Here is a 17,728-nt window from a genome sequence, read left to right on the forward strand (position 1 = left end):
GACAGGCTTTGCCGATGGTGGAAGAGGATGGGGGGCGTCTCAGCCGCCCATCAGGGCGCGGGTGGCGATGAACAGCACCGACGGACCCATCAGGCATCCCAGCCCGGTGTAGAAGGTCGCGGTCATCGCGCCATAGGGGACCAGCTTCGGGTCGGTGGCGGCCAGCCCGCCGGCCACGCCGCTGGTGGTGCCCATCAGCCCGCCGAAGACCATGGCGCTGCGCGGGTTGTCCAGACCGATATAGGGCGCCATGAAGGGGGTGGAGATCATCACCAGCACCGACTTCACCAGCCCGGCGGCGATGCTGAGCGCCATCACGTCGGAACTCGCCCCCAGCGCCGCACCGGTCACCGGCCCGACGATGTAGGTGACGGCGCCGGCCCCGATGGTGGTCATGGCGACCGGGTCGGAATAGCCGAAGGCCAGCGCCACCGCCGCGCCGACGACGAAGGACAGCAGCACGCCGGTGAACAGCGACACCACGCCGCTCAGCCCCGCCTTGCGGATCTCGCCGAAGCTGACGCCGAAGGCGGTGGAGACGATGGCGAAATCACGCAGCATCGCCCCGCCCATGATGCCGATGCCCGACAGCAGCTTGATGTCGGCCAGCCCATTGTGTCCGCCGGTGGACACGCCGCCGGCATAGGCGAGCGACAGCCCGATCATGATGGCGATGGCGGAGCCGTGCAGCCGCCCGTTGGTCAGGATGCGCGACAGCCAGTAGGACACCCAGATGGTGGCGCCGACGACGGCGAAGGCGGTCAGCAGGCCGTTCTTGACGAGAACGCTGGTCAGGACGTCGAACATGGCGGTCACTCTCCGCTCTTCAGGGGCAGGGCGCAGGCGGCATCGGCTTCCGACATTTCATTACGTTCGTCCACCGGCTGGCCGATGCGGGCGATCACCGGGACCAGCGCGAAGCTGAGCACCACCGCCAGAACCCCGGCGATCAGGGCGGCCGGACCGCCCTTCACCGCCGCGACCACGTCCTGCTGCGCGGCCATGGCGACGACGATGGGGATGTACATCGCGCTCCAGAACAGGATGCCCTGTTCGGCAAGCGCGTTCATGCGCAGCGTCCGCTTCAGATGGTCGGAGAACAGGATCAGCAGCAGCATGGCGATGCCGACGCCGCCGACATTCGCCTTCACCCCGATCAGGATGCCCAGCAGATCGCCGACCACCAGCCCCGCAAGCATGCAGGCCGACAGCAGGGCGACACCATAGACGACCATGGTCCTTCTCCTCTCCGTTGCTCAAGCCCACGAAGGGGGCGTGGTGACAGTTTGCCGAGAGTGCGGCAGCCGTCGCCCGGCCGCGGCTTTCGCCGTCGGGCACGGATTGCTCGATTTAAAGATTGTTGGTGCAGCCACGGTATACGGCAATCCGATCCTGATCGCAACTCGTATTCCGTGACTGCCATTTTTTTCTTGATGTATACAAAATCGGGCTTCACGGGACCGTCTGGATACGGCAAGCTGGCATTCACATCGCAAGCGAGAGGGAGGGACAGCATGTCCGCACAGGTCGACCGCCAGCCTGTCGGGCGCGGAGTGTGCGCGCCGACGGCCCGCCGGCATCGCGGGGGCTGACCGCCATGCGCGACTGGAATCTGCAAGGGCGGAACCGCGATGAGCGGCTGGCCCGCGCCGCCGGTTTGACGGAGGGCAAGCGCGTCGCCACCGCCGATGCCCGTGCGCTGCTGGAAGCGGTGCTGGAACCGGGCGACCGCGTCTGCCTGGAGGGCAACAACCAGAAGCAGGCCGATTTCCTGGCCCGCACCCTGGCCTCGGTCGATCCGGCGCGGGTGAACGGGCTGCACATGGTGCAGTCGGTTCTGGCCCTGCCGGAGCATCTCGATGTGTTCGAGCGTGGCATCGCCGCGAAGCTCGACTTCTCCTTCTCCGGCCCGCAGGGCGCGCGGCTGGCGCGTATGGTGGCGGACGGGCGGATCGCGGTCGGCGCCATCCACACCTATCTGGAGCTGTTCGGCCGCTATTTCGTCGATCTGACGCCCAGGGTCAGCCTCGTCGCCGCCCAGGCGGCCGACGCCGCCGGCAACCTCTACACCGGTCCCAACACCGAGGACACGCCGGTCATCGTCGAGGCGACCGCCTTCAAGCGCGGCATCGTCATCGCCCAGGTGAACGAGCTGGTCGACAGCGTGCCGCGCGTCGACATTCCCGGCGGCTGGGTCGATTTCGTCATCCAGAGCCCGACGCCGCACTATATCGAGCCGCTGTTCACCCGTGATCCGGCGCAGATCTCGGAAATCCAGGTGCTGATGGCGATGATGGCCATCAAGGGCATCTATGCCGAATATGGCGTGCAGCGGCTGAACCACGGCATCGGCTTCGACACCGCAGCCATCGAACTGCTGCTGCCGACCTACGCGGACTCGCTTGGGCTGAAGGGGAAGATCTGCCGGCATTGGGCGCTGAACCCACACCCGGCGCTGATCCCCGCCATCGAGGCCGGCTTCGTCGAGAGCGTCCATTCCTTCGGCTCGGAGCTGGGGATGGAGGCCTATATCCAGGCGCGGCCCGACGTGTTCTTCACCGGGGCCGACGGCAGCATGCGGTCCAACCGCGCGCTGTGTCAGGCGGCCGGCCATTACGCCTGCGACCTGTTTATCGGATCGACGTTGCAGATCGACCTCGCCGGCAACAGCTCCACCGCCACGCTGGGGCGGATCGCCGGCTTCGGCGGCGCGCCCAACATGGGGGCCGACGCCCGGGGGCGCCGCCATGCCAGCCCGGCCTGGCTGAAGGCGGGGCGGGAGGCGCGGGAGGGCAGCGGGCAGATGCCGCGCGGCCAGAAGCTGGTCGTCCAGATGGTGGAGACCTTCCGCGAGCATATGCAGCCGGCCTTCGTCGACCGGCTCGACGCCTGGGAACTGGCGGAAAGCGCCGGCATGGAGCTGCCGCCGGTGATGATCTACGGCGACGACGTGACCCACATCCTGACGGAGGAGGGCATCGCCAACCTGCTGCTCTGCCGCAATGCCGAGGAACGGGAACAGGCGATCCGCGGCGTTGCCGGCTACACGCCCGTGGGGCGCGGGCGCGACCGCCGAATGGTTGAGAATTTGCGCGACCGCGGCGTCATCCGCCGGCCGGAGGATCTGGGCATCGACAAGCGGATGGCGACCCGCGACCTGCTGGCCGCACGCTCGGTCAAGGACCTCGTGCGTGCATCGGGCGGCCTGTACGACCCGCCCAAGCGCTTCCGCAACTGGTGAGCCGAAACCCATGGAAACCCTGACCTTTGACTATCGCGGCGGCCATCCTCTGGCCTCCCCGCCGCCGTCCGTCCTGGTGGGCGTCGTCGGCTCCGGCAATCTGGAGGTGCTGGTGGAGCCGGCGCCGCTCGGCGGCCTCTGCCGCGTCGAGGTGCAGACCGCCGCGGTCGGCTTCGGCGCGACGTGGCAGGCGGTGCTGGACGACGTCTTCGCCCGCCATCCGCTGGCCGACGTCCGCATCTCCATCAACGATGTCGGCGCCACGCCGGCCGTGGTCGGCCTGCGGCTGGACCAGGCGCTGGACGCCTTCGCCGGAGGAGCGCAGCCCGGAGGATCGCAGCCATGAGCAGCTATTATGAGGACAGCGCCCGCGGCCGGCTGGACAGCCTGCTCGATCCCGGCAGCTTCCGCGAGATCCTGCCGCCGACCGTACGCATGGTCAGCCCGCACCTGCGCCAGCTCGACACCCCCGCCGCCTTCGACGACGGCATCGTGGTGGGCGAGGGGCGGCTGGCCGGCCGCCGCGTGCTGGTCGCGGCGCAGGAGGGCGGCTTCATGGGCGGTGCGGTGGGCGAGGTGCATGGCGCCAAGCTGACCGGTCTCCTGGAACGTGCCCTGGACACCCGCCCCGACGGTGTCCTGTTGCTGGTCGAATCCGGCGGTGTGCGGCTGCATGAGGCCAATGCCGGGCTGATCGCGGTGTCGGAGGTGATGCGCGCGGTGCTGGCCGTGCGGGCATCCGGCATCCCGGTGATCGTGCTGGACGGCGGCACCTTCGGCTGCTTCGGCGGCATGGGCATCGTCTCGCGCCTGTGCGACGCGGTGGTGATGAGCGAGGAGGGGCGGCTCGGCCTGTCGGGCCCCGAGGTGATCGAGACCACCATGGGGGTGGAGGAGTTCGACAGCCGCGACCGCGCACTGGTCTGGCGCACCGTCGGCGGCAAGCACCGCTATCTGCTGGGCGAGGCGGCCGGTCTGGTCGAGGACGATGTTGCGGCCTTCCGCGCCGCCGCCTTGGCACTGCTGGACGGCAAGCCGGACCTGTCGCTGGCGGCGCTGGAAGCCGAGCATGCGGCGCTGGGCAGCCGGCTGGAGCGGTTCGGCGACTGCCGCGACGCGCTCGACATCTGGGAAAAGCTGGGGGTGGAGGAACCGGAAAAGCTGCCGATCCTCGACACCGCCGACTTCCTCGCCACCGTCCGCGACCGGAGGGCCTGAGCCATGGATTTGACCATACTTCTGGACCGGCTGTTCCCGGACGGGCACGAGGTCGCCGCAGATGGCGTCTATTTCGACGGCAGCGGCCGGGTCTATGGCGCCGAGGTCGCGGTGATCGGCACCATCGACAACACGCCGATCGGCATCGAGCTGGCCTTCCGCATGGCCGGCGCGGTGCTGGAGGTGGTGCGCCGCCATCCCGGCCGGCCGATCCTGCTGCTGGTCGACACCCAGGGCCAGCGGTTGAGCCATCGCGACGAACTGCTGGGCATCAACGGCTACATGGCGCATCTGGCCAAATGCATCGACCTTGCCCGGCGCAACGGCCATCGGGTGATCGGGCTGGTCTATGGGCAGGCGGTCAGCGGCGGCTTCCTCGCCACCAGCCTGCTGGCCGACCGCTGCTATGCCCTGCCGGATGCCGAGATCCGGGTGATGAACCTGCCGGCGATGGCGCGCGTCACCAAGATCCCGCTGGAGCGGCTGACGGAACTGAGCGCCTCCTCCCCGGTGTTCGCGCCGGGCGTGGAGAATTACCGCCGCATGGGCGCCATTGCCGGCCTGTGGGACGGCGACCTCGCGAGTTGCCTTGCCGAAGCGCTGGCCGCGCCGGTGGACGGAGACTCGCGCCGGGAGTTGGGCGAGGAACGTGGCGGCCGGCAGCTTGCCCGCAAGGTGGCCGACCGGGTGCGGCGCGATGCCGCCTGAGATGGTCGGCTGGTCGCGCCACGGCTGGGTCCGGCTGGGGGAGGGCTGGGCGGGCTGCCTGCGCTCCCCTTTGGCCGAGGCGGAGCGGGAGGAGGTGGCGGATTGGTGCCGGGCCGGCCGGCCGCTGGTGATCGCGCGCGGCCGGACGGGGGATGGGGCGGGGGAACTTCGGCTGGGTCTCGCCACGCCTGACAAGCGGCGGATCGGCCTGCACGTGGCGGCGGATGCCGTGGCCGAGCATTGGAGGCCGCTGCCGCTGGCCGAGGCGGTGGAGACGGCGCCGGAGGCGTGGCGGGCGATGCTGGCGGAGCTGGTGCTGCGGGCGCTGGCGCTGGGGGTGAGGCCGGCGGTATACGGCTCGCTGGCTTGGCAGCATCGGACGGAGCTGGGCTATGTCCGGCCGGATTCCGACATCGACCTGCTGTTCGCCCCGCGCGAGCGGTGGCAATTGGACGGGCTGCTGGACCTGCTGACGGCGGCCTGTGACGGGACTCCGCGGCTGGACGGGGAGATCCTGCTGCCGGACGGCGCGGCGGTCGCGTGGCGGGAACTGGCCGGACGGCCCGCCCGCCTGCTGGTGAAGGGACCGGCGGAGGTCAGCCTGCGCGACCTGCCGTCCGTGCTGACGCTGTTCGACCGGGAGGATGCCGCATGACCCGCAGCAGCGCCGCGGTTTCGTTCTTTCCGGCCGATCTTGCCGGCCCGCTCGCGGCAGTGGTCGGGCGGACGGCGGTTCGCGCCCTTTATGCCGAACTGGCGCTTCACCCGAAGCCGGGGTTGGTCAGCCCGCTCGACAGCGGCAGCCATGACGACATGGACATGGGCACCTTCCTGCGCAGCCTGTTCGCCCTGCGCGGCTATTTCCGCGCCATCGCCGCTGCCGGTGCGGAGGGGGTCGGGTTCGCCACGTTGCGCGACCTCGGCATCGCCGCCGAGCGCCGGATGCTGGCGGCGACCGGCGGGATCAACACCCACCGAGGGGCCGTGTTCGGCATCGGCTTCCTCGCCGCTGCGGCCGGCTGGCGAATGCGGCGGGGGCGGTCGCTGGGTGGGGCGGCGCTGGGCGAGACCGTCGCGGATCTGTGGGGCGGCGGGATTCTGGGCGCCGCACCGCAGGCGCCGGACAGCCACGGCGCGCGGGCGGTGCAGCGCTATGGCGCCCGTGGTGCCCGGCAGGAGGCGGCGGAGGGATTCCCGACGCTGTTCACGCTGGCCCTGCCGGCGCTTGAGCGCGCGCTGGCCGACGGCGCCGATGCGGAACGGGCGCTGGTGCAGACCCTGTTCACGCTGATGGCGGAACTGGAGGACACCAACCTGCTGCATCGCGGCGGCCCTGCCGGTCTGGCTTTCGTCCAGGGCGAGGCGCGCCGTTTCCTCGATCGCGGCGGGGTGTTCCGGGAGGGTTGGCGGGGCGACGCACTGGCCCTGCACCGCGCCTGCGTCGCCCGCCGGCTGTCGCCCGGCGGCAGCGCCGACATGCTGGCGGCGGCCCACTTCGTCCACGCCCTGCGGGAGGGCTGGGCATGAGCCTGGGGATTCTCTGTTCCGGCCAGGGCGGGCAGGGGCCGGGCATGCTCGACCTGCTGCGGCGGGATCCGGCGGCGCAGGCGGTGCTGGACCGGGCCGCCACCGTCATTGGGCAGGACCCGCGCACGCTGGTCGCCGGGCCGGAGGCAGAGATGCAGCGCAACGCGGTCGCCCAGCCACTGCTCTGCGCGGTCCAGGCAGCGACCTGGGCGGCGCTGCGGCCGCATCTGCCGCCGGTTCGGGCGGTCGCCGGCTACAGCCTGGGGGAGTTGTCTGCCTACCATGTCGCGGGGGCGCTCGATGCGGACGAGCTGTTGCGGCTGGCGATGCGGCGGGCCGAGGCGATGGACCGCGCCGACCCGGAGCCGGGTGGGCTGTTGGCCGTGCGGGGATTGGACCGGGCGCGATTGGAGGCGATCTGCAGCGACTGCGGTGCCGACATCGCCATCGAGAATGGCGCCGACCGGTTCGTGGTCGGTGGGCATCGGCCGACACTGGCTGCGGTGGAGCAGGGAGTTCTGGCGCTGGGCGCCGCGGTCACGCCGCTGTCGGTCACCATCGCCTCGCACACCCGCCTGATGGCGCCCGCCGCGGCGGAGTTTTCACCGATTTTGGCGGCGAGCGGCCTGCAGGCTCCGCCGCTGCCGGTGCTGGCCGGCATCGACGGCACCCCGGTCTACACGCGCGAGCGGGCGGTGGCGGCACTGACCCGGCAGATGACCGAGACGGTCACCTGGGCGGCCTGCCTGGACGGGCTGATCGAGATGGGCTGCACCGTCCTGCTGGAAACCGGCCCCTGCAACGCGCTGGCACGCATGGCCGCCGAGCGGCGTCCCGGTCTGGCCGTCCGTGCCGTGGCGGATTTCCGCAGTCTGTCCGGTGCCGCCACCTGGGTGGAGCGGCAACTCGGGTGAACGGGCTGTAGGTCGCAAGAGGAATCCCCTCTCCCCCCGGGGAGAGGGTTAGGGTGAGGGGGGCGCGTGGCGAGGATTCTCAAGGAAGTCCGGCATGTGCATCCCCCTCACCCCGACCCTCTCCCCGGGGGGGAGAGGGGGGAGGCTCCAAGGGAAAGTGTCACCGACGCCCAGCCGGTTTCGGTCCCAGCACGCAGGCGACGGCGGCCAGGATCAGCACCAGCGCCGCCGCCAGCCGCGCCGTCACCGGGTCGCCCAGCAGCAGCACCGCGCCGCTCACCCCGACGACCGGGATCAGCAGGGTGCTGACCGCCGCCTCACCCACCGTCAGGCGGCGGACGGTGACGTACCACAGAGCCTGCGCCGCGCAGAGCGAACAGACGATGTGCCAGGCGAAGCCGACCCAAACCTCGGGGTGGATTTCGGACAGCGCCGGCCTCGTCTCCGTCGCCGCCAGAAGGATCATCGGCGGGGCGCACAGCACATACTGCCAGCCGGTGATGACCATCGGGTGGGTGCGCCAGACCCGCCGCTTCATCACGATGGTGCCCAGCGCCCAGGCCAGCGCCGACACCAGCATCACCGCCGGGCCGGCCAATTCCGACGGGGGCGCCGACAGCGCTGCCGGCCCCAGCAGGACCAGCAGCCCGGCCAGCCCGCTGGCGAGCCCGACGATCTGGCGCGGTCCCGGCCGTTCGCCCAGCAGCGGGATCGCCAGCAGCGTCGCCCACACCGGCATGGTGAAGGCGATGATTGCCGCCTGCGAGGTCGCCATCAGGCTTTGTCCAAGTGCCGTGCACAGGTTGAAGACCAGCACGTTGCACAGTCCCGCCGCCGCCAGCGCCGGCCATTCCGCCCGCTCCACCCGCAGCCGGTGGCCGGCCAGACGCGCCGCCCCCAGCAGCAGCACCGCCCCGGCGGTGAAGCCGATGGCGCGCAGGCTGAAGATGGGCACCTGCGTCAGGATCGTCTTCACCGCCGGCCAGTTGAGGCCCCAGAACAGGCTGATGGTGGCGATCAGCAGGTATTTGACCGGGTCGCGGCCGGCTCCGGTGGCGGCGATGGCGGTCATGCTGTCGTCTTGCCCTCAAACCCGTCAAGGAAGCTGGACAGGTTGGCGGACAGGTCGTCGATGGCGTAGCCACCCTCCTGCACCAGCACGGTGGGCATGTTTGCGGCGGCGATCAGCGCGCCCATGCGGGCGAAGCCCGGCGTGGTGACGCCGAAGGCGGCCAGCGGGTCGCCGATGAAGGTGTCGAAGCCCAGCGAGACGAACAGAATCTCCGGCGCGAACCGGCGGATCTCGTCCAGCCCGCGGCCGATGGTCGCCAGAACCGTCGCCTCGTCGCTGCCGATCGGCAGCGGCAGGTTCAGGTTGTAGCCCTCGCCGCGGCCAATGCCGCGTTCCTGCGCATAGCCGGCCATGTGCGGATAGAACTCCGCCGGGTCGCCATGGACCGAGACGAAGAACACGTCGTCGCGCTCGTAGAAGATGTCCTGCGTGCCGTTGCCGTGATGGACATCCACGTCGATGATGGCGACGCGGGCCGGCCGGCCCTGGGCGCGCAGCATCGGCAGCACCGATTCCGCGGCGACGGCGACATGGTTCAGGTAACAGAAGCCGCCGGCCATATCGCGGGTGGCATGGTGCCCCGGCGGCCGGCACAGGGCGTAGGCCGCGCTGTCCGCCCCGGTGGCGACCAGCTTCGCCGCATGGATGGCGGCGTTGGTCGCGGCGCAGGTGGCGGCCCAGGTGCCCTCGCCGATCGGGCAGGCGGTGTCGAACATGTGCCAGCCGGCCTGCCCGACGATGCTGGTGGGGTAGTTGGGGGCCGCCTGCATCCGGTGGACGTTGGGCAGCACCACGTCGCCCATGTCGCCTTCCGCCACCCAGCGCGCGTGCGCCGTCTCCAGGAAGGCGAGATATGCCGGCGTGTGCACCGCGGCGCGCGGGGCGGAGCCGTAATCGTCGGGCCGGATCAGCGTCTCGCCCCGCTTCTCGATCAGCGAGGCCAGCGCGCCGAGCCGCTCCGGCTTCTCCGGCAGGGCGCGCAGCAGGCCCTTGTTGAAGTAGGTGGCAGGGCGGTGCAGGGCGGCGTCGGGGTGATGGACGAACTTCATGGGGGGACTCTCCAGAGAGCGAACGTGCTCAGGGCCGTCCGGCCGTGGCGACCAGTGTTTCGAACAGCACGGCGGCGCCGCGGGCGCCGTCGGCGGGGGAGATGTTCTCGACCTCGTTGTGGCTGATGCCGTCCTCGCAGGGGATGAAGATCATCGCCGTCGGCACCTTGCCCGCCACATAGACCGCGTCATGGCCGGCGCCCGACACGATGTCGCGGTGACTGAAGCCGAAGCCGGCGGCGGCGTCGCGCACGCTGTCGACCAGCGGCTTGGCGAAGGGCGTCGGCGGGAAGTGCCAGAAATCGGCGATCTCGGCGCTTACCCCATGCTCTTCGGAAATCGCAGCGACGGCGGCGCGGAAGCGGCGGTCCATGTCGGCCAGCGTGTCGGCATTGGGATGGCGCAGGTCGACGGTGAAGAAGACGCGGCCGGGGATGACGTTGCGCGAATGCGGGTGGACGTCGAGGATGCCGACGGTGGCGCAGGGATCGCCCGCGGTCTCCAGCCCGACGCGCTGCACCGCCTGCACCATGGCCGAGGCGGCAACCAGCGCGTCGCGGCGCAGGCGCATCGGCGTCGGGCCGGCATGCGCCTCAACACCCGTCACCGTCACCTCGTACCAGCGCTGGCCCTGGGCGCCGGTGACGACGCCGATCTCCTTGCCCTCGACCTCCAGCACCGGGCCCTGTTCGATGTGGGCCTCCAGATAGGCGTGCATCGGGTGCTCTACCGGCGCCTCGCCGGCATAGCCGGTGCGGACCAGCTCGTCGCCCAGCCGCGCGCCGTCCTGCGCCACCTTGTCGAGGATCTCCTCCAGCGTGAAGACGCCGGTGACGACGCCCGATCCCATCATCGGCGGCGAGAAGCGCGAGCCTTCCTCGTTGGTCCAGACCGCGACCTCGACCGGGTGCAGGGTTTCCACGCCGCGGTCGTTCAGCGAGCGCACCACCTCCAGCGCCGCCAGCACGCCGAACACGCCGTCGAAGCGTCCGCCGGTCGGCTGGGTGTCGAGATGGCTGCCCATCACCACCGGAGGCAGGCTGTCGTCACCGCCCTTGCGGCGGGCGAAGATGTTGCCGATGCGGTCGACGCTGACGGTGCAGCCGGCGGCCTCGCACCAGGAGACGAACAGGTCGCGGCCGGCCCTGTCCTCGTCCGACAAAGCGAGGCGGCAGCTGCCGCCCTTTGCGGTGGCGCCGATCTTCGCCATCTCGGCGAGGCTGTCCCACAGGCGGTTGGCGTCGATCGGCAGGTTGGAGGGGAGGGACATGGTGGCTCCGGGTGGGTGTTTGTTGGTTTCTTGGGGGAGTGGGGAGGTGTCGGCTGGCGATGCCCCCACCTAACCTCCCCCGCTTCGCAGGGGAGGGACTGCCGCCGCTTCTCGAACAAGCGCTTGGTCCCCTCCCCCGCCCAGCGGGGGAGGGTTAGGGTGGGGGCAAGAGTCAGACGGTTGAGGCACTTATGCCGCCACCTCCCGCCGCTCCCGTGCCCGCAGATCGACCATCGCCAGCACGGCGCGCAGCATCGGCACATGCACGCCGGTGCGCTCCGCCAGCTCGATCACCGAGCCGAGGATCGCCTCCAGCTCCAGCCGGCGGCCGGCCTCGTAGTCCTGCAGCATCGAGGTCTTGAAGTCGCCGACGCCGGCGGCCATGGCGATGCGCTCGTCGACGCTGGTGGTGAAGACCACGCCCAGCCGCTCCGCCACCGCCTTGGCCTCCAGCATCATGGCGCGGCCGGTCTCCCGGGTGCCGGGATCGTTGCACAGCCGGCCGAGCGTCGATCCGGTCAGCACGCTCAGCGGGTTGAAGGCGAGGTTGCCCCACAGCTTCACCCAGATCGCCTGCCGGATGTCGGCGGTCTTCGCCGGCTGGAACCCGGCCTGCCCGAACAGCGTCACGATGCGGTCCACCGCCGGGTTGTCGCGGCCGGCCACATCGCCCCCGATATCACCGAACACGAAGCGCTGGTCGCTGACATGGCGCAGCCGGCAGGGACCGTCGCCCTCCACCGCGACGAAGGTCGTCGCGCCGACCACCCGGTCGGGGTCGATGGAGCGCCACAGCAGCCCGTCGGGATCGATGCTGGCGAGCGGCCGGTCGGCCAAGGGCTCCGGCTGGCGGTGCGGATACCACCAGGGGATGCCATTGACCATCGGCACGATGGCGGTCTCCGGCCCCAGCAGCGGGGTCAGCGTGTCGATGGTGCCGCGCAGCGCATGCGACTTGACGCAGAGGAACACCAAATCCTGCGGCCCAAGCGACAGGCTGTCGTCGGTGACGCGCGGGTTCAGGCGGGCGACGCGGTTCAGCGGCGTCACCATGGTCAGGCCGTTGCGGCGGATGGCGGCGGCGGAGTTCGGCCGGGCGACCAACGTAACCTCCGCCTCCGTCGCACCCAGCCGGGCGGTCAGCAGACCGCCGACAGCACCAGCCCCGATGATGGCAACCTTCATTCAGTGCGCTCCCGCTGGGGATTGCTGCAGGTCGTCCGGGATGTGCCAACCCTTGCCGGGAATGGCTTCGAGCAGGCTGCGGGTGTAGGCGTCGCGCGGATGGGTGAACACCTCACGCGCCGTGCCCAACTCGACGATCTTGCCGCGGCGCATCACTGCGATGGTGTCGCAGACCTGGGCGGCCACCCGCAGATCGTGGGTGATGAACAGCATGGCGAGGTTCAGCCGCTTGCGGATGTCGTCCAGCAACTCAAGAACCTGCCCCTGGACCGAGACGTCGAGGGCCGAGACCGGCTCGTCGGCGACCAGCAGCTTCGGCTCCATGGCGAGCGCGCGGGCGATGCCGATGCGCTGGCGCTGGCCGCCGGAAAACTCGTGCGGGAAGCGGTCGGCGGCGGAGCCGTCGAGGCCGACCATCGCCAGCAGTTCCCGCGCGCGGGTCAGTGCCTTGCTCCTATCCTCGCCGAAGGCCACCGGCCCCTGGGCCACGATGTCGCCGACGCGGTGACGCGGGTTCAGCGAGGCGTAAGGGTCCTGGAACACCATCTGCACCGCCCGGCGATAGGGCCGGAAGCCCCTGCGGTCGAGCGACAGCAGATCGGTGCCCTCGAACAGGATGCGGCCCGAGTCCGGCTTGATGAGGCCGACGATGGAGCGGCCGAGCGTCGATTTGCCGGACCCGGATTCGCCGACCAGACCGACGGTTTCGCCGGGATGGATGGTCAGCGACAGGTCGTCGCCGGCCACGACTTCCTTGGACTTCTTGAACAGGCCGCCGCCGACATGGAAGACCTTGCGCACCTTGTCGGCGACCAGCAGCGGGGCGCCCGCCTTGGCATGGTCGTCGCGGTGTTCGATGTAATGCGGGACGGAGGCGATCAGCTGCCGGGTGTAGGGATGCTGCGGCCGGTTCAGCACCTCGGAGGCCGGGCCGTATTCCACCAGCTTGCCGTGGCGCATCACCGCCACCCGGTGGGCGATCTCCGCCACCACGCCGAAGTCGTGGGTGATGAACATCATGCCCATGTGGCGTTCGGCCTGGATCGCGCGGATCAGGTCGAGGATCTGCTTCTGGGTGGTGACGTCCAGCGCCGTGGTCGGCTCGTCGGCGATCAGGATGTCGGGCTGGCAGGCCAATGCCATGGCGATCATCACGCGCTGACGCTGGCCGCCCGACAGGCGGAAGGGATAGGCCTCGGCCAGTTCGGCCGGGTTGGGCAGGCCGACCTGGGCCAGCAGCTCCACCACGCGGGCGCGGCGCGCCGGGGCGGGCAGGTCGGTGTGCTCGCGCAAGCTCTCACCGATCTGGCGGCCGACCCGCATCAGCGGGTTCAACGCGGTCATCGGCTCCTGGAACACCATGGCGATGCGGCCGCCGCGAAGGCTGCGCTGCTCCGCCTCCGGCATGGTCAGCACGTCCTTGCCCTTGAACAGCAGGCTGCCGCCGGCGACGCGCACATGGGGGGCGGGCAGCAGACCCATCATCGCATGCGCGGTCATCGATTTGCCGGAGCCGGACTCGCCGACCACGCAGAGGATCTCGTCGGGGTTCAGGGTGAAGGTCAGATTGTCCACCGCCAGCGGGCGGTCGGCGCCCGGCGGCAGCGCGATGCTGAGGCCGCGCACATCCAGCAGGGGGGTGTTCATGGCGGCGGTCTCCACGGAGGTGCGCAACAGTTCGAACTGGCTCATCGGATCACCCCCGCGACCGGGCGAGCTTCGGGTTCAGGGCGTCGTTCAGCCCCTCGCCGACGAGGTTCAGCGCCAGCACGGTCAGCACGATGGCGAGGCCGGGGAAGACGCTCATCCACCAGGCCTGCCGGATCACCGTGCGGGCGGCGCCGATCATGTAGCCCCAGCTCATGGCGTTCGGGTCGCCGAGGCCGAGGAAGCTGAGCGAGCTTTCCAGCAGGATGGCGGTCGCCACCATCAGCGAGGCCGAAACGATGATCGGCGACAGGCTGTTGGGCAGGATCTGGCGCAGGATGATGGTGGTGTTGCTCTGGCCGGTGGTGATGGCGGCCTGGACGAACTCGCGGGTGCGCAGGCTGAGGAACTCGGCGCGGGCCAAGCGGGCCAGCGGCGGCCAGCTGACGATGGCGATGGCGAGCACGATGGTGGTCAGACTGGGGGTGAAGATGGCGACCAGCACCACGGCCAGCACGAAGTTGGGGATGGTCTGGAACAGCTCGGTGAAGCGCATGATGGCGTCGTCCACCTTGCCGCCGTGGAAGCCGGCCAGCGCCCCCAGCGTGACGCCGATGGCGAGAGCGGCGGCGGTCGAGGTCAGGCCGATCAGCAGCGACACCCGCGCCCCGTGGGCGATGCCCGACGCGATGTCGCGGCCCAGCATGTCGGAACCGAGCAGTGCGTCGTCGGACAGCGGCGGCTGGAAGGGGGCGGTCGCCATGTCCCACGGATCGCCGGGGAACAGGACGGAGGCGAAGACGGCCAGCACGACGATGGCGAGCAGGATCACCAGCCCCAGGACCGCGCCCTTGTTGCGGGCGAAAGCCCGCCAGAAATCGGATTTCATCATTGCGACACCTGGATACGCGGATCGACGAGGCCGTAGAGGATGTCGGTCAGGATGTTGAACAGGATCACCATGATCGACGTGACCAGGAAGATGCCCAGCAGCACCTGATAGTCGCGCTGCAGCACCGCCTCGAAGGCCAGCCGGCCGATGCCGGGCCAGGCGAACACCGTCTCGATCAGGATCGACCCGCCGACAAGCTGCCCGGCCTGGATGCCGGCCACGGTGATGACCGGCAGGATGGCGTTGCGCAGGACGTGGCGGGTGACGATGCGGCTCTGCGTCAGCCCCTTGGCCTTGGCGGTCTTGACGAAGTCGAGGCTGCGCACCTCCAGCATCGAGGCGCGGGTCAGGCGGGCGTAGCTCGCCATGTAGAACAGCGCCAGCGTGATGACCGGCAGGATCAGGTGGACCGCCACGTCCGCGACATGGGCGAGGCCGGTATAGCCGGCGCCGATGGTCTCGTAGCCGAAGGCCGGCAGCCATCCCAGCTGGATGGAGAAGAACAGGCTCAGCATCAGCCCGATCCAGTAGATCGGCGTGGCGTAGGCCAGGAGTGCCACGATTGTGATTGCACTGTCGGCCCAGGTGCCGACGGTGATCGCCGCCAGCGTGCCGAGCGCCACGCCCAGCGCCAGCGCCAGCAGGAAGGCGGTCAGCGTCAGCACCAGCGTGGCCGGCAGCCGTTCCGCCAGAATGTCCCAGACGGGCCGCTGCTGCCGGTAGGAGAAGCCGAGATCGCCCTGCACGATCTTGCCGACATAGGTGCCGAGCTGTTCGTAGAGCGGCCGGTCGAGCCCGAACTGCTCGCGCAGCTGCGTCACGAACTTTTCGTCGGCGGCCCCCGCCTCGCCCGCCATCACCATGGCCGGGTCGCCGGGGGCGGCGTGGACGAGGAAGAAGTTCATCACCACGATGGCGATCAGGATCGCGGCGGCCTTGACCAGGCGGCTCGCGAAGAGATGGGCGAATCCCAGCATGGGCGTGGTCCTATTTCAATTGCCGCGCTGTCGCATAAGCGAAGATTCCCCCTCTCCCCCCGGGGAGAGGGTCGGGGTGAGGGGGAGGCACAGCGTGGATTCTCGGGGAGGGGCCGCCGCGCGTCCCCCTCACCCTAACCCTCTCCCCGGGGGGGAGAGGGGATCCTTGAGGAAATCGGGCGACTACTTCGCCAGCCAGACGCTCTCATAGGTGTCGTTGACACCGATGGCCGTCGTGTTGGCGTTCTTCACCCGCTTGTCGAGGAAGGTCGGGAATTCCATTTCCAGCAGCCACACGACCGGCAGCTCGTCGGACAGGATGCGCTGGACCTCGCTGTACTGCTCCTGGCGCTTGGCCGGGTCGATCTCCTGCGAGGCCTTCGCGAACAGTTCGTCCACCTTCGGGTTGGAATAGCCCATGGTGTTGGAGAACATCACGCCCTTGCGAATGTTCGACGAGATGTAGGTGCGGGCCACGCCCAGCGCCGGATCGCCGTACTGGTAGACGAAGTTGGTGGTGATCTCGTAGTCCCAGTTGGCGACGCGCTGGTTCCAGCCGGCGGCGTCGGTGCTTTCCAGCACCACGGCGATGCCGACCTTGCCGAGCGCCTGTTTCAGATACTCGCCCAGCCGGGTCCAGGTCTCGCCATAGGGCATCGGCATGATCTTGACGGTGGCGCGCACGCCCTTGCCGTCGGGCTTCAGGCCCATCTCGTCCAGCAGGGCCTTGGCCTTGGCAAGATCGGGCTCGTAGGTGGTGACCTTCGGGTCGTAGAACTTGACGACCGAATTGATCGGACCGGTCGGCACGCGGCCCAGACCGAACCAGATCTTGTCGCGGATGAACTTGCGGTCGATGGCGTAGGCGATGGCCTTGCGGAAGCGCTTGTCATCCAGCGGCTTGACGCGGTGGTTGATCTCCAGCCACGACAGCGGCGCCACGAACTCGTAGCCGGCGGTGGTCATGGTCAGGTTGGGCAGCGCCTTCATGCGCGGAACCTCGAAGGGTTCCAGGTCGCTGTACTGGGTCTGCTGCACCTGACCGCTTTCCAGCGCCAGCGAGCGGCTGGCGGCGTCCGGGATCACGCGGAAGGTGATGCCGTCGAGATAGGGCAGGCCTTCCTTGTAGTAATCCTCGTTGCGCACGAGCTGGATATAGCTGCCCTTCACCCATTCCTTCAGCTTGAACGGGCCGGTGCCGATGGGGGTGTTGTTGGCCGGGTTGGCGCGGTAATCGCTGCCCTCATAGAGGTGGGCCGGCACGATCGGGGCCGACGACACTTCGAAGGCCTGGATGAAGGCCGGGAAGGGTTCCTTCAGCTTGAATTCGACGGTGTGATCGTCCAGCGCCGTGATCGATTCGCAGCGGCTGAAGACGGCGCGGGCGCGCGGGTGGACCTCCATCAGGAACTTGGAGGTGGTGAAGACCACGTCATTGGCGGTGAAGGGCTTGCCGTCGTGCCACTTGACGTTCTCGAACAGCTTGAAGGTGTAGGTCAGCCCGTCCGGCGAAATCGTCCAGCTCTTGGCCAGCGACGGCATCGGGTTCAGCTTCTGATCGTAGGTCAGCAGGCCCTGATAGATCTTGCCGGCGACGGTCTGGGTCGGACCCTGCTGGTTCAGGCCCAGCATCAGGGTCGGCGGTTCCGGCTGCACGATGGAATTGAGGACACCGCCGCGGACCGGCGTCTCCTGGGCCATGGCCGGGGCGGCGACGAGCGCCGCCGTGCCGGGAATGGCGAGTGCCGCGGCCAGCAGGCCGGCGGCGGCGGCGCGGTGGAACCCGCGGGTGAAACCGCGTTGGAAGCTGGCGGGGATACCGGTAAGGCGTCTGGTCATCGGGTGTCCTCGTCTCCAGAAGTGTGTCGGTGTGGTTTGCGACCCTGTCGTGTCGGTGTTTTTTGTTGGGAAGGTGTCGGCTTCGAGTGCCCCCTCCCTAACCCTCCCCCGCCTTTGGCGGTGGAGGGGACTGCCGCCGCTTCGGGTAAGGCACCCTCTCCCGCGAAGCGGGGGAGGGTCGGGGAGGGG

17 protein-coding genes are annotated in these 17,728 nt (G+C 69.6%); 7 read left to right on the forward strand and 10 right to left on the reverse strand.

Translation table 11 applies throughout. The features are described from left to right. Nucleotides 1–39 precede the first annotated feature (39 nt). Together madM and madL are read right to left on the reverse strand one after the other, a co-directional pair. A complete protein-coding gene (gene madM, locus ACCD06_RS30380; protein ID WP_413345825.1) occupies nucleotides 40–807 on the reverse strand; it encodes a malonate transporter subunit MadM in 768 nt (255 codons plus the stop codon). A gap of 5 nt (nucleotides 808–812) precedes the next feature. After that, nucleotides 813–1,235 (reverse strand): malonate transporter subunit MadL, encoded by a 423-nt coding sequence (gene madL, locus ACCD06_RS30385; RefSeq protein WP_109157229.1) that lies wholly within the window; start codon nucleotides 1,233–1,235, stop codon nucleotides 813–815. Nucleotides 1,236–1,597: 362 nt separating this feature from the next. Between madL and mdcA the strand changes: the two genes are divergently transcribed. From mdcA to ACCD06_RS30420, 7 genes are read left to right on the forward strand one after another with little or no spacing between them, the layout of a single operon-like run. Beyond that, nucleotides 1,598–3,241 carry a malonate decarboxylase subunit alpha gene (mdcA, locus tag ACCD06_RS30390; protein ID WP_413345827.1) on the forward strand — a complete coding sequence of 548 codons (1,644 nt, stop codon included), beginning with the start codon at nucleotides 1,598–1,600 and terminating at the stop codon, nucleotides 3,239–3,241. A 10-nt stretch (nucleotides 3,242–3,251) separates the two neighbouring features. Then, nucleotides 3,252–3,587 carry a malonate decarboxylase acyl carrier protein gene (mdcC, locus tag ACCD06_RS30395; protein ID WP_413345829.1) on the forward strand — a complete coding sequence of 112 codons (336 nt, stop codon included), beginning with the start codon at nucleotides 3,252–3,254 and terminating at the stop codon, nucleotides 3,585–3,587. Beyond that, nucleotides 3,584–4,459, forward strand: coding sequence for a biotin-independent malonate decarboxylase subunit beta (locus tag ACCD06_RS30400; protein WP_413345831.1), 876 nt, complete (start codon nucleotides 3,584–3,586; stop codon nucleotides 4,457–4,459). The genes mdcC and ACCD06_RS30400 overlap by 4 nt, the downstream gene beginning before the upstream one ends. A 3-nt stretch (nucleotides 4,460–4,462) precedes the next feature. Beyond that, on the forward strand, nucleotides 4,463–5,167 hold the full coding sequence (mdcE, locus tag ACCD06_RS30405) for a biotin-independent malonate decarboxylase subunit gamma (RefSeq protein ID WP_413345833.1): 705 nt from the start codon (nucleotides 4,463–4,465) through the stop codon (nucleotides 5,165–5,167). Further along, nucleotides 5,157–5,822 carry a malonate decarboxylase holo-[acyl-carrier-protein] synthase gene (gene mdcG, locus ACCD06_RS30410; RefSeq protein ID WP_413345835.1) on the forward strand — a complete coding sequence of 222 codons (666 nt, stop codon included), beginning with the start codon at nucleotides 5,157–5,159 and terminating at the stop codon, nucleotides 5,820–5,822. Before mdcE ends, mdcG begins: the two co-directional genes overlap by 11 nt. Then, entirely contained in the window at nucleotides 5,819–6,694 is an 876-nt protein-coding gene (mdcB, locus tag ACCD06_RS30415) for a triphosphoribosyl-dephospho-CoA synthase MdcB (protein WP_413345837.1), read from the forward strand. The genes mdcG and mdcB overlap by 4 nt, the downstream gene beginning before the upstream one ends. Then, entirely contained in the window at nucleotides 6,691–7,608 is a 918-nt protein-coding gene (locus tag ACCD06_RS30420; protein ID WP_413345839.1) for an ACP S-malonyltransferase, read from the forward strand. Before mdcB ends, ACCD06_RS30420 begins: the two co-directional genes overlap by 4 nt. A 160-nt stretch (nucleotides 7,609–7,768) precedes the next feature. On the opposite strand, the gene ACCD06_RS30425 is transcribed toward ACCD06_RS30420, so the two are convergent. From ACCD06_RS30425 to ACCD06_RS30460, 8 genes are all read right to left on the reverse strand, one after another. Beyond that, nucleotides 7,769–8,680: a DMT family transporter gene (locus tag ACCD06_RS30425; RefSeq protein WP_413345841.1), complete on the reverse strand. Its 912-nt coding sequence runs from the start codon at nucleotides 8,678–8,680 to the stop codon at nucleotides 7,769–7,771. Beyond that, nucleotides 8,677–9,729 carry a histone deacetylase family protein gene (locus ACCD06_RS30430; RefSeq protein ID WP_413345843.1) on the reverse strand — a complete coding sequence of 351 codons (1,053 nt, stop codon included), beginning with the start codon at nucleotides 9,727–9,729 and terminating at the stop codon, nucleotides 8,677–8,679. Before ACCD06_RS30430 ends, ACCD06_RS30425 begins: the two co-directional genes overlap by 4 nt. A gap of 28 nt (nucleotides 9,730–9,757) precedes the next feature. Then, complete coding sequence (locus ACCD06_RS30435) at nucleotides 9,758–10,999, reverse strand: Zn-dependent hydrolase (RefSeq protein ID WP_413345845.1); 1,242 nt, start codon at nucleotides 10,997–10,999, stop codon at nucleotides 9,758–9,760. A gap of 189 nt (nucleotides 11,000–11,188) precedes the next feature. Continuing rightward, nucleotides 11,189–12,184, reverse strand: a complete 996-nt coding sequence (locus ACCD06_RS30440) for a ketopantoate reductase family protein (RefSeq protein ID WP_413345847.1) — start codon at nucleotides 12,182–12,184, stop codon at nucleotides 11,189–11,191. Then, nucleotides 12,185–13,876 (reverse strand): ABC transporter ATP-binding protein, encoded by a 1,692-nt coding sequence (locus ACCD06_RS30445; RefSeq protein ID WP_413345849.1) that lies wholly within the window; start codon nucleotides 13,874–13,876, stop codon nucleotides 12,185–12,187. 4 nt (nucleotides 13,877–13,880) lie between these two features. Then, nucleotides 13,881–14,723: an ABC transporter permease gene (locus ACCD06_RS30450; RefSeq protein WP_109073211.1), complete on the reverse strand. Its 843-nt coding sequence runs from the start codon at nucleotides 14,721–14,723 to the stop codon at nucleotides 13,881–13,883. Continuing rightward, nucleotides 14,720–15,700 carry an ABC transporter permease gene (locus ACCD06_RS30455; protein WP_413345851.1) on the reverse strand — a complete coding sequence of 327 codons (981 nt, stop codon included), beginning with the start codon at nucleotides 15,698–15,700 and terminating at the stop codon, nucleotides 14,720–14,722. Before ACCD06_RS30455 ends, ACCD06_RS30450 begins: the two co-directional genes overlap by 4 nt. A 183-nt stretch (nucleotides 15,701–15,883) precedes the next feature. Next, the gene (locus tag ACCD06_RS30460; RefSeq protein ID WP_413345853.1) at nucleotides 15,884–17,539 is read right to left on the reverse strand and encodes an ABC transporter substrate-binding protein; all 1,656 of its coding nucleotides are present in this window, start codon (nucleotides 17,537–17,539) and stop codon (nucleotides 15,884–15,886) included. Nucleotides 17,540–17,728 lie beyond the last annotated feature (189 nt).

The sequence above is a fragment of the Azospirillum sp. CT11-132 genome, from assembly GCF_047302835.1.
Lineage (GTDB): Bacteria > Pseudomonadota > Alphaproteobacteria > Azospirillales > Azospirillaceae > Azospirillum.

Coding starts and splice junctions, on each gene's coding strand:
- ACCD06_RS30440 (WP_413345847.1), bottom strand. CDS start 12,184: ATGAAGGTTGCCATCATCGGGGCTGGTGCTGTCGGCGGTCTGCTGACC.
- ACCD06_RS30455 (WP_413345851.1), bottom strand. CDS start 15,700: ATGCTGGGATTCGCCCATCTCTTCGCGAGCCGCCTGGTCAAGGCCGCC.
- mdcA (WP_413345827.1), top strand. CDS start 1,598: ATGCGCGACTGGAATCTGCAAGGGCGGAACCGCGATGAGCGGCTGGCC.
- madL (WP_109157229.1), bottom strand. CDS start 1,235: ATGGTCGTCTATGGTGTCGCCCTGCTGTCGGCCTGCATGCTTGCGGGG.
- ACCD06_RS30425 (WP_413345841.1), bottom strand. CDS start 8,680: ATGACCGCCATCGCCGCCACCGGAGCCGGCCGCGACCCGGTCAAATAC.
- mdcE (WP_413345833.1), top strand. CDS start 4,463: ATGGATTTGACCATACTTCTGGACCGGCTGTTCCCGGACGGGCACGAG.
- ACCD06_RS30420 (WP_413345839.1), top strand. CDS start 6,691: ATGAGCCTGGGGATTCTCTGTTCCGGCCAGGGCGGGCAGGGGCCGGGC.
- mdcB (WP_413345837.1), top strand. CDS start 5,819: ATGACCCGCAGCAGCGCCGCGGTTTCGTTCTTTCCGGCCGATCTTGCC.
- ACCD06_RS30435 (WP_413345845.1), bottom strand. CDS start 10,999: ATGTCCCTCCCCTCCAACCTGCCGATCGACGCCAACCGCCTGTGGGAC.
- mdcG (WP_413345835.1), top strand. CDS start 5,157: ATGCCGCCTGAGATGGTCGGCTGGTCGCGCCACGGCTGGGTCCGGCTG.
- ACCD06_RS30445 (WP_413345849.1), bottom strand. CDS start 13,876: ATGAGCCAGTTCGAACTGTTGCGCACCTCCGTGGAGACCGCCGCCATG.
- ACCD06_RS30400 (WP_413345831.1), top strand. CDS start 3,584: ATGAGCAGCTATTATGAGGACAGCGCCCGCGGCCGGCTGGACAGCCTG.
- ACCD06_RS30450 (WP_109073211.1), bottom strand. CDS start 14,723: ATGATGAAATCCGATTTCTGGCGGGCTTTCGCCCGCAACAAGGGCGCG.
- ACCD06_RS30460 (WP_413345853.1), bottom strand. CDS start 17,539: ATGACCAGACGCCTTACCGGTATCCCCGCCAGCTTCCAACGCGGTTTC.
- ACCD06_RS30430 (WP_413345843.1), bottom strand. CDS start 9,729: ATGAAGTTCGTCCATCACCCCGACGCCGCCCTGCACCGCCCTGCCACC.
- madM (WP_413345825.1), bottom strand. CDS start 807: ATGTTCGACGTCCTGACCAGCGTTCTCGTCAAGAACGGCCTGCTGACC.
- mdcC (WP_413345829.1), top strand. CDS start 3,252: ATGGAAACCCTGACCTTTGACTATCGCGGCGGCCATCCTCTGGCCTCC.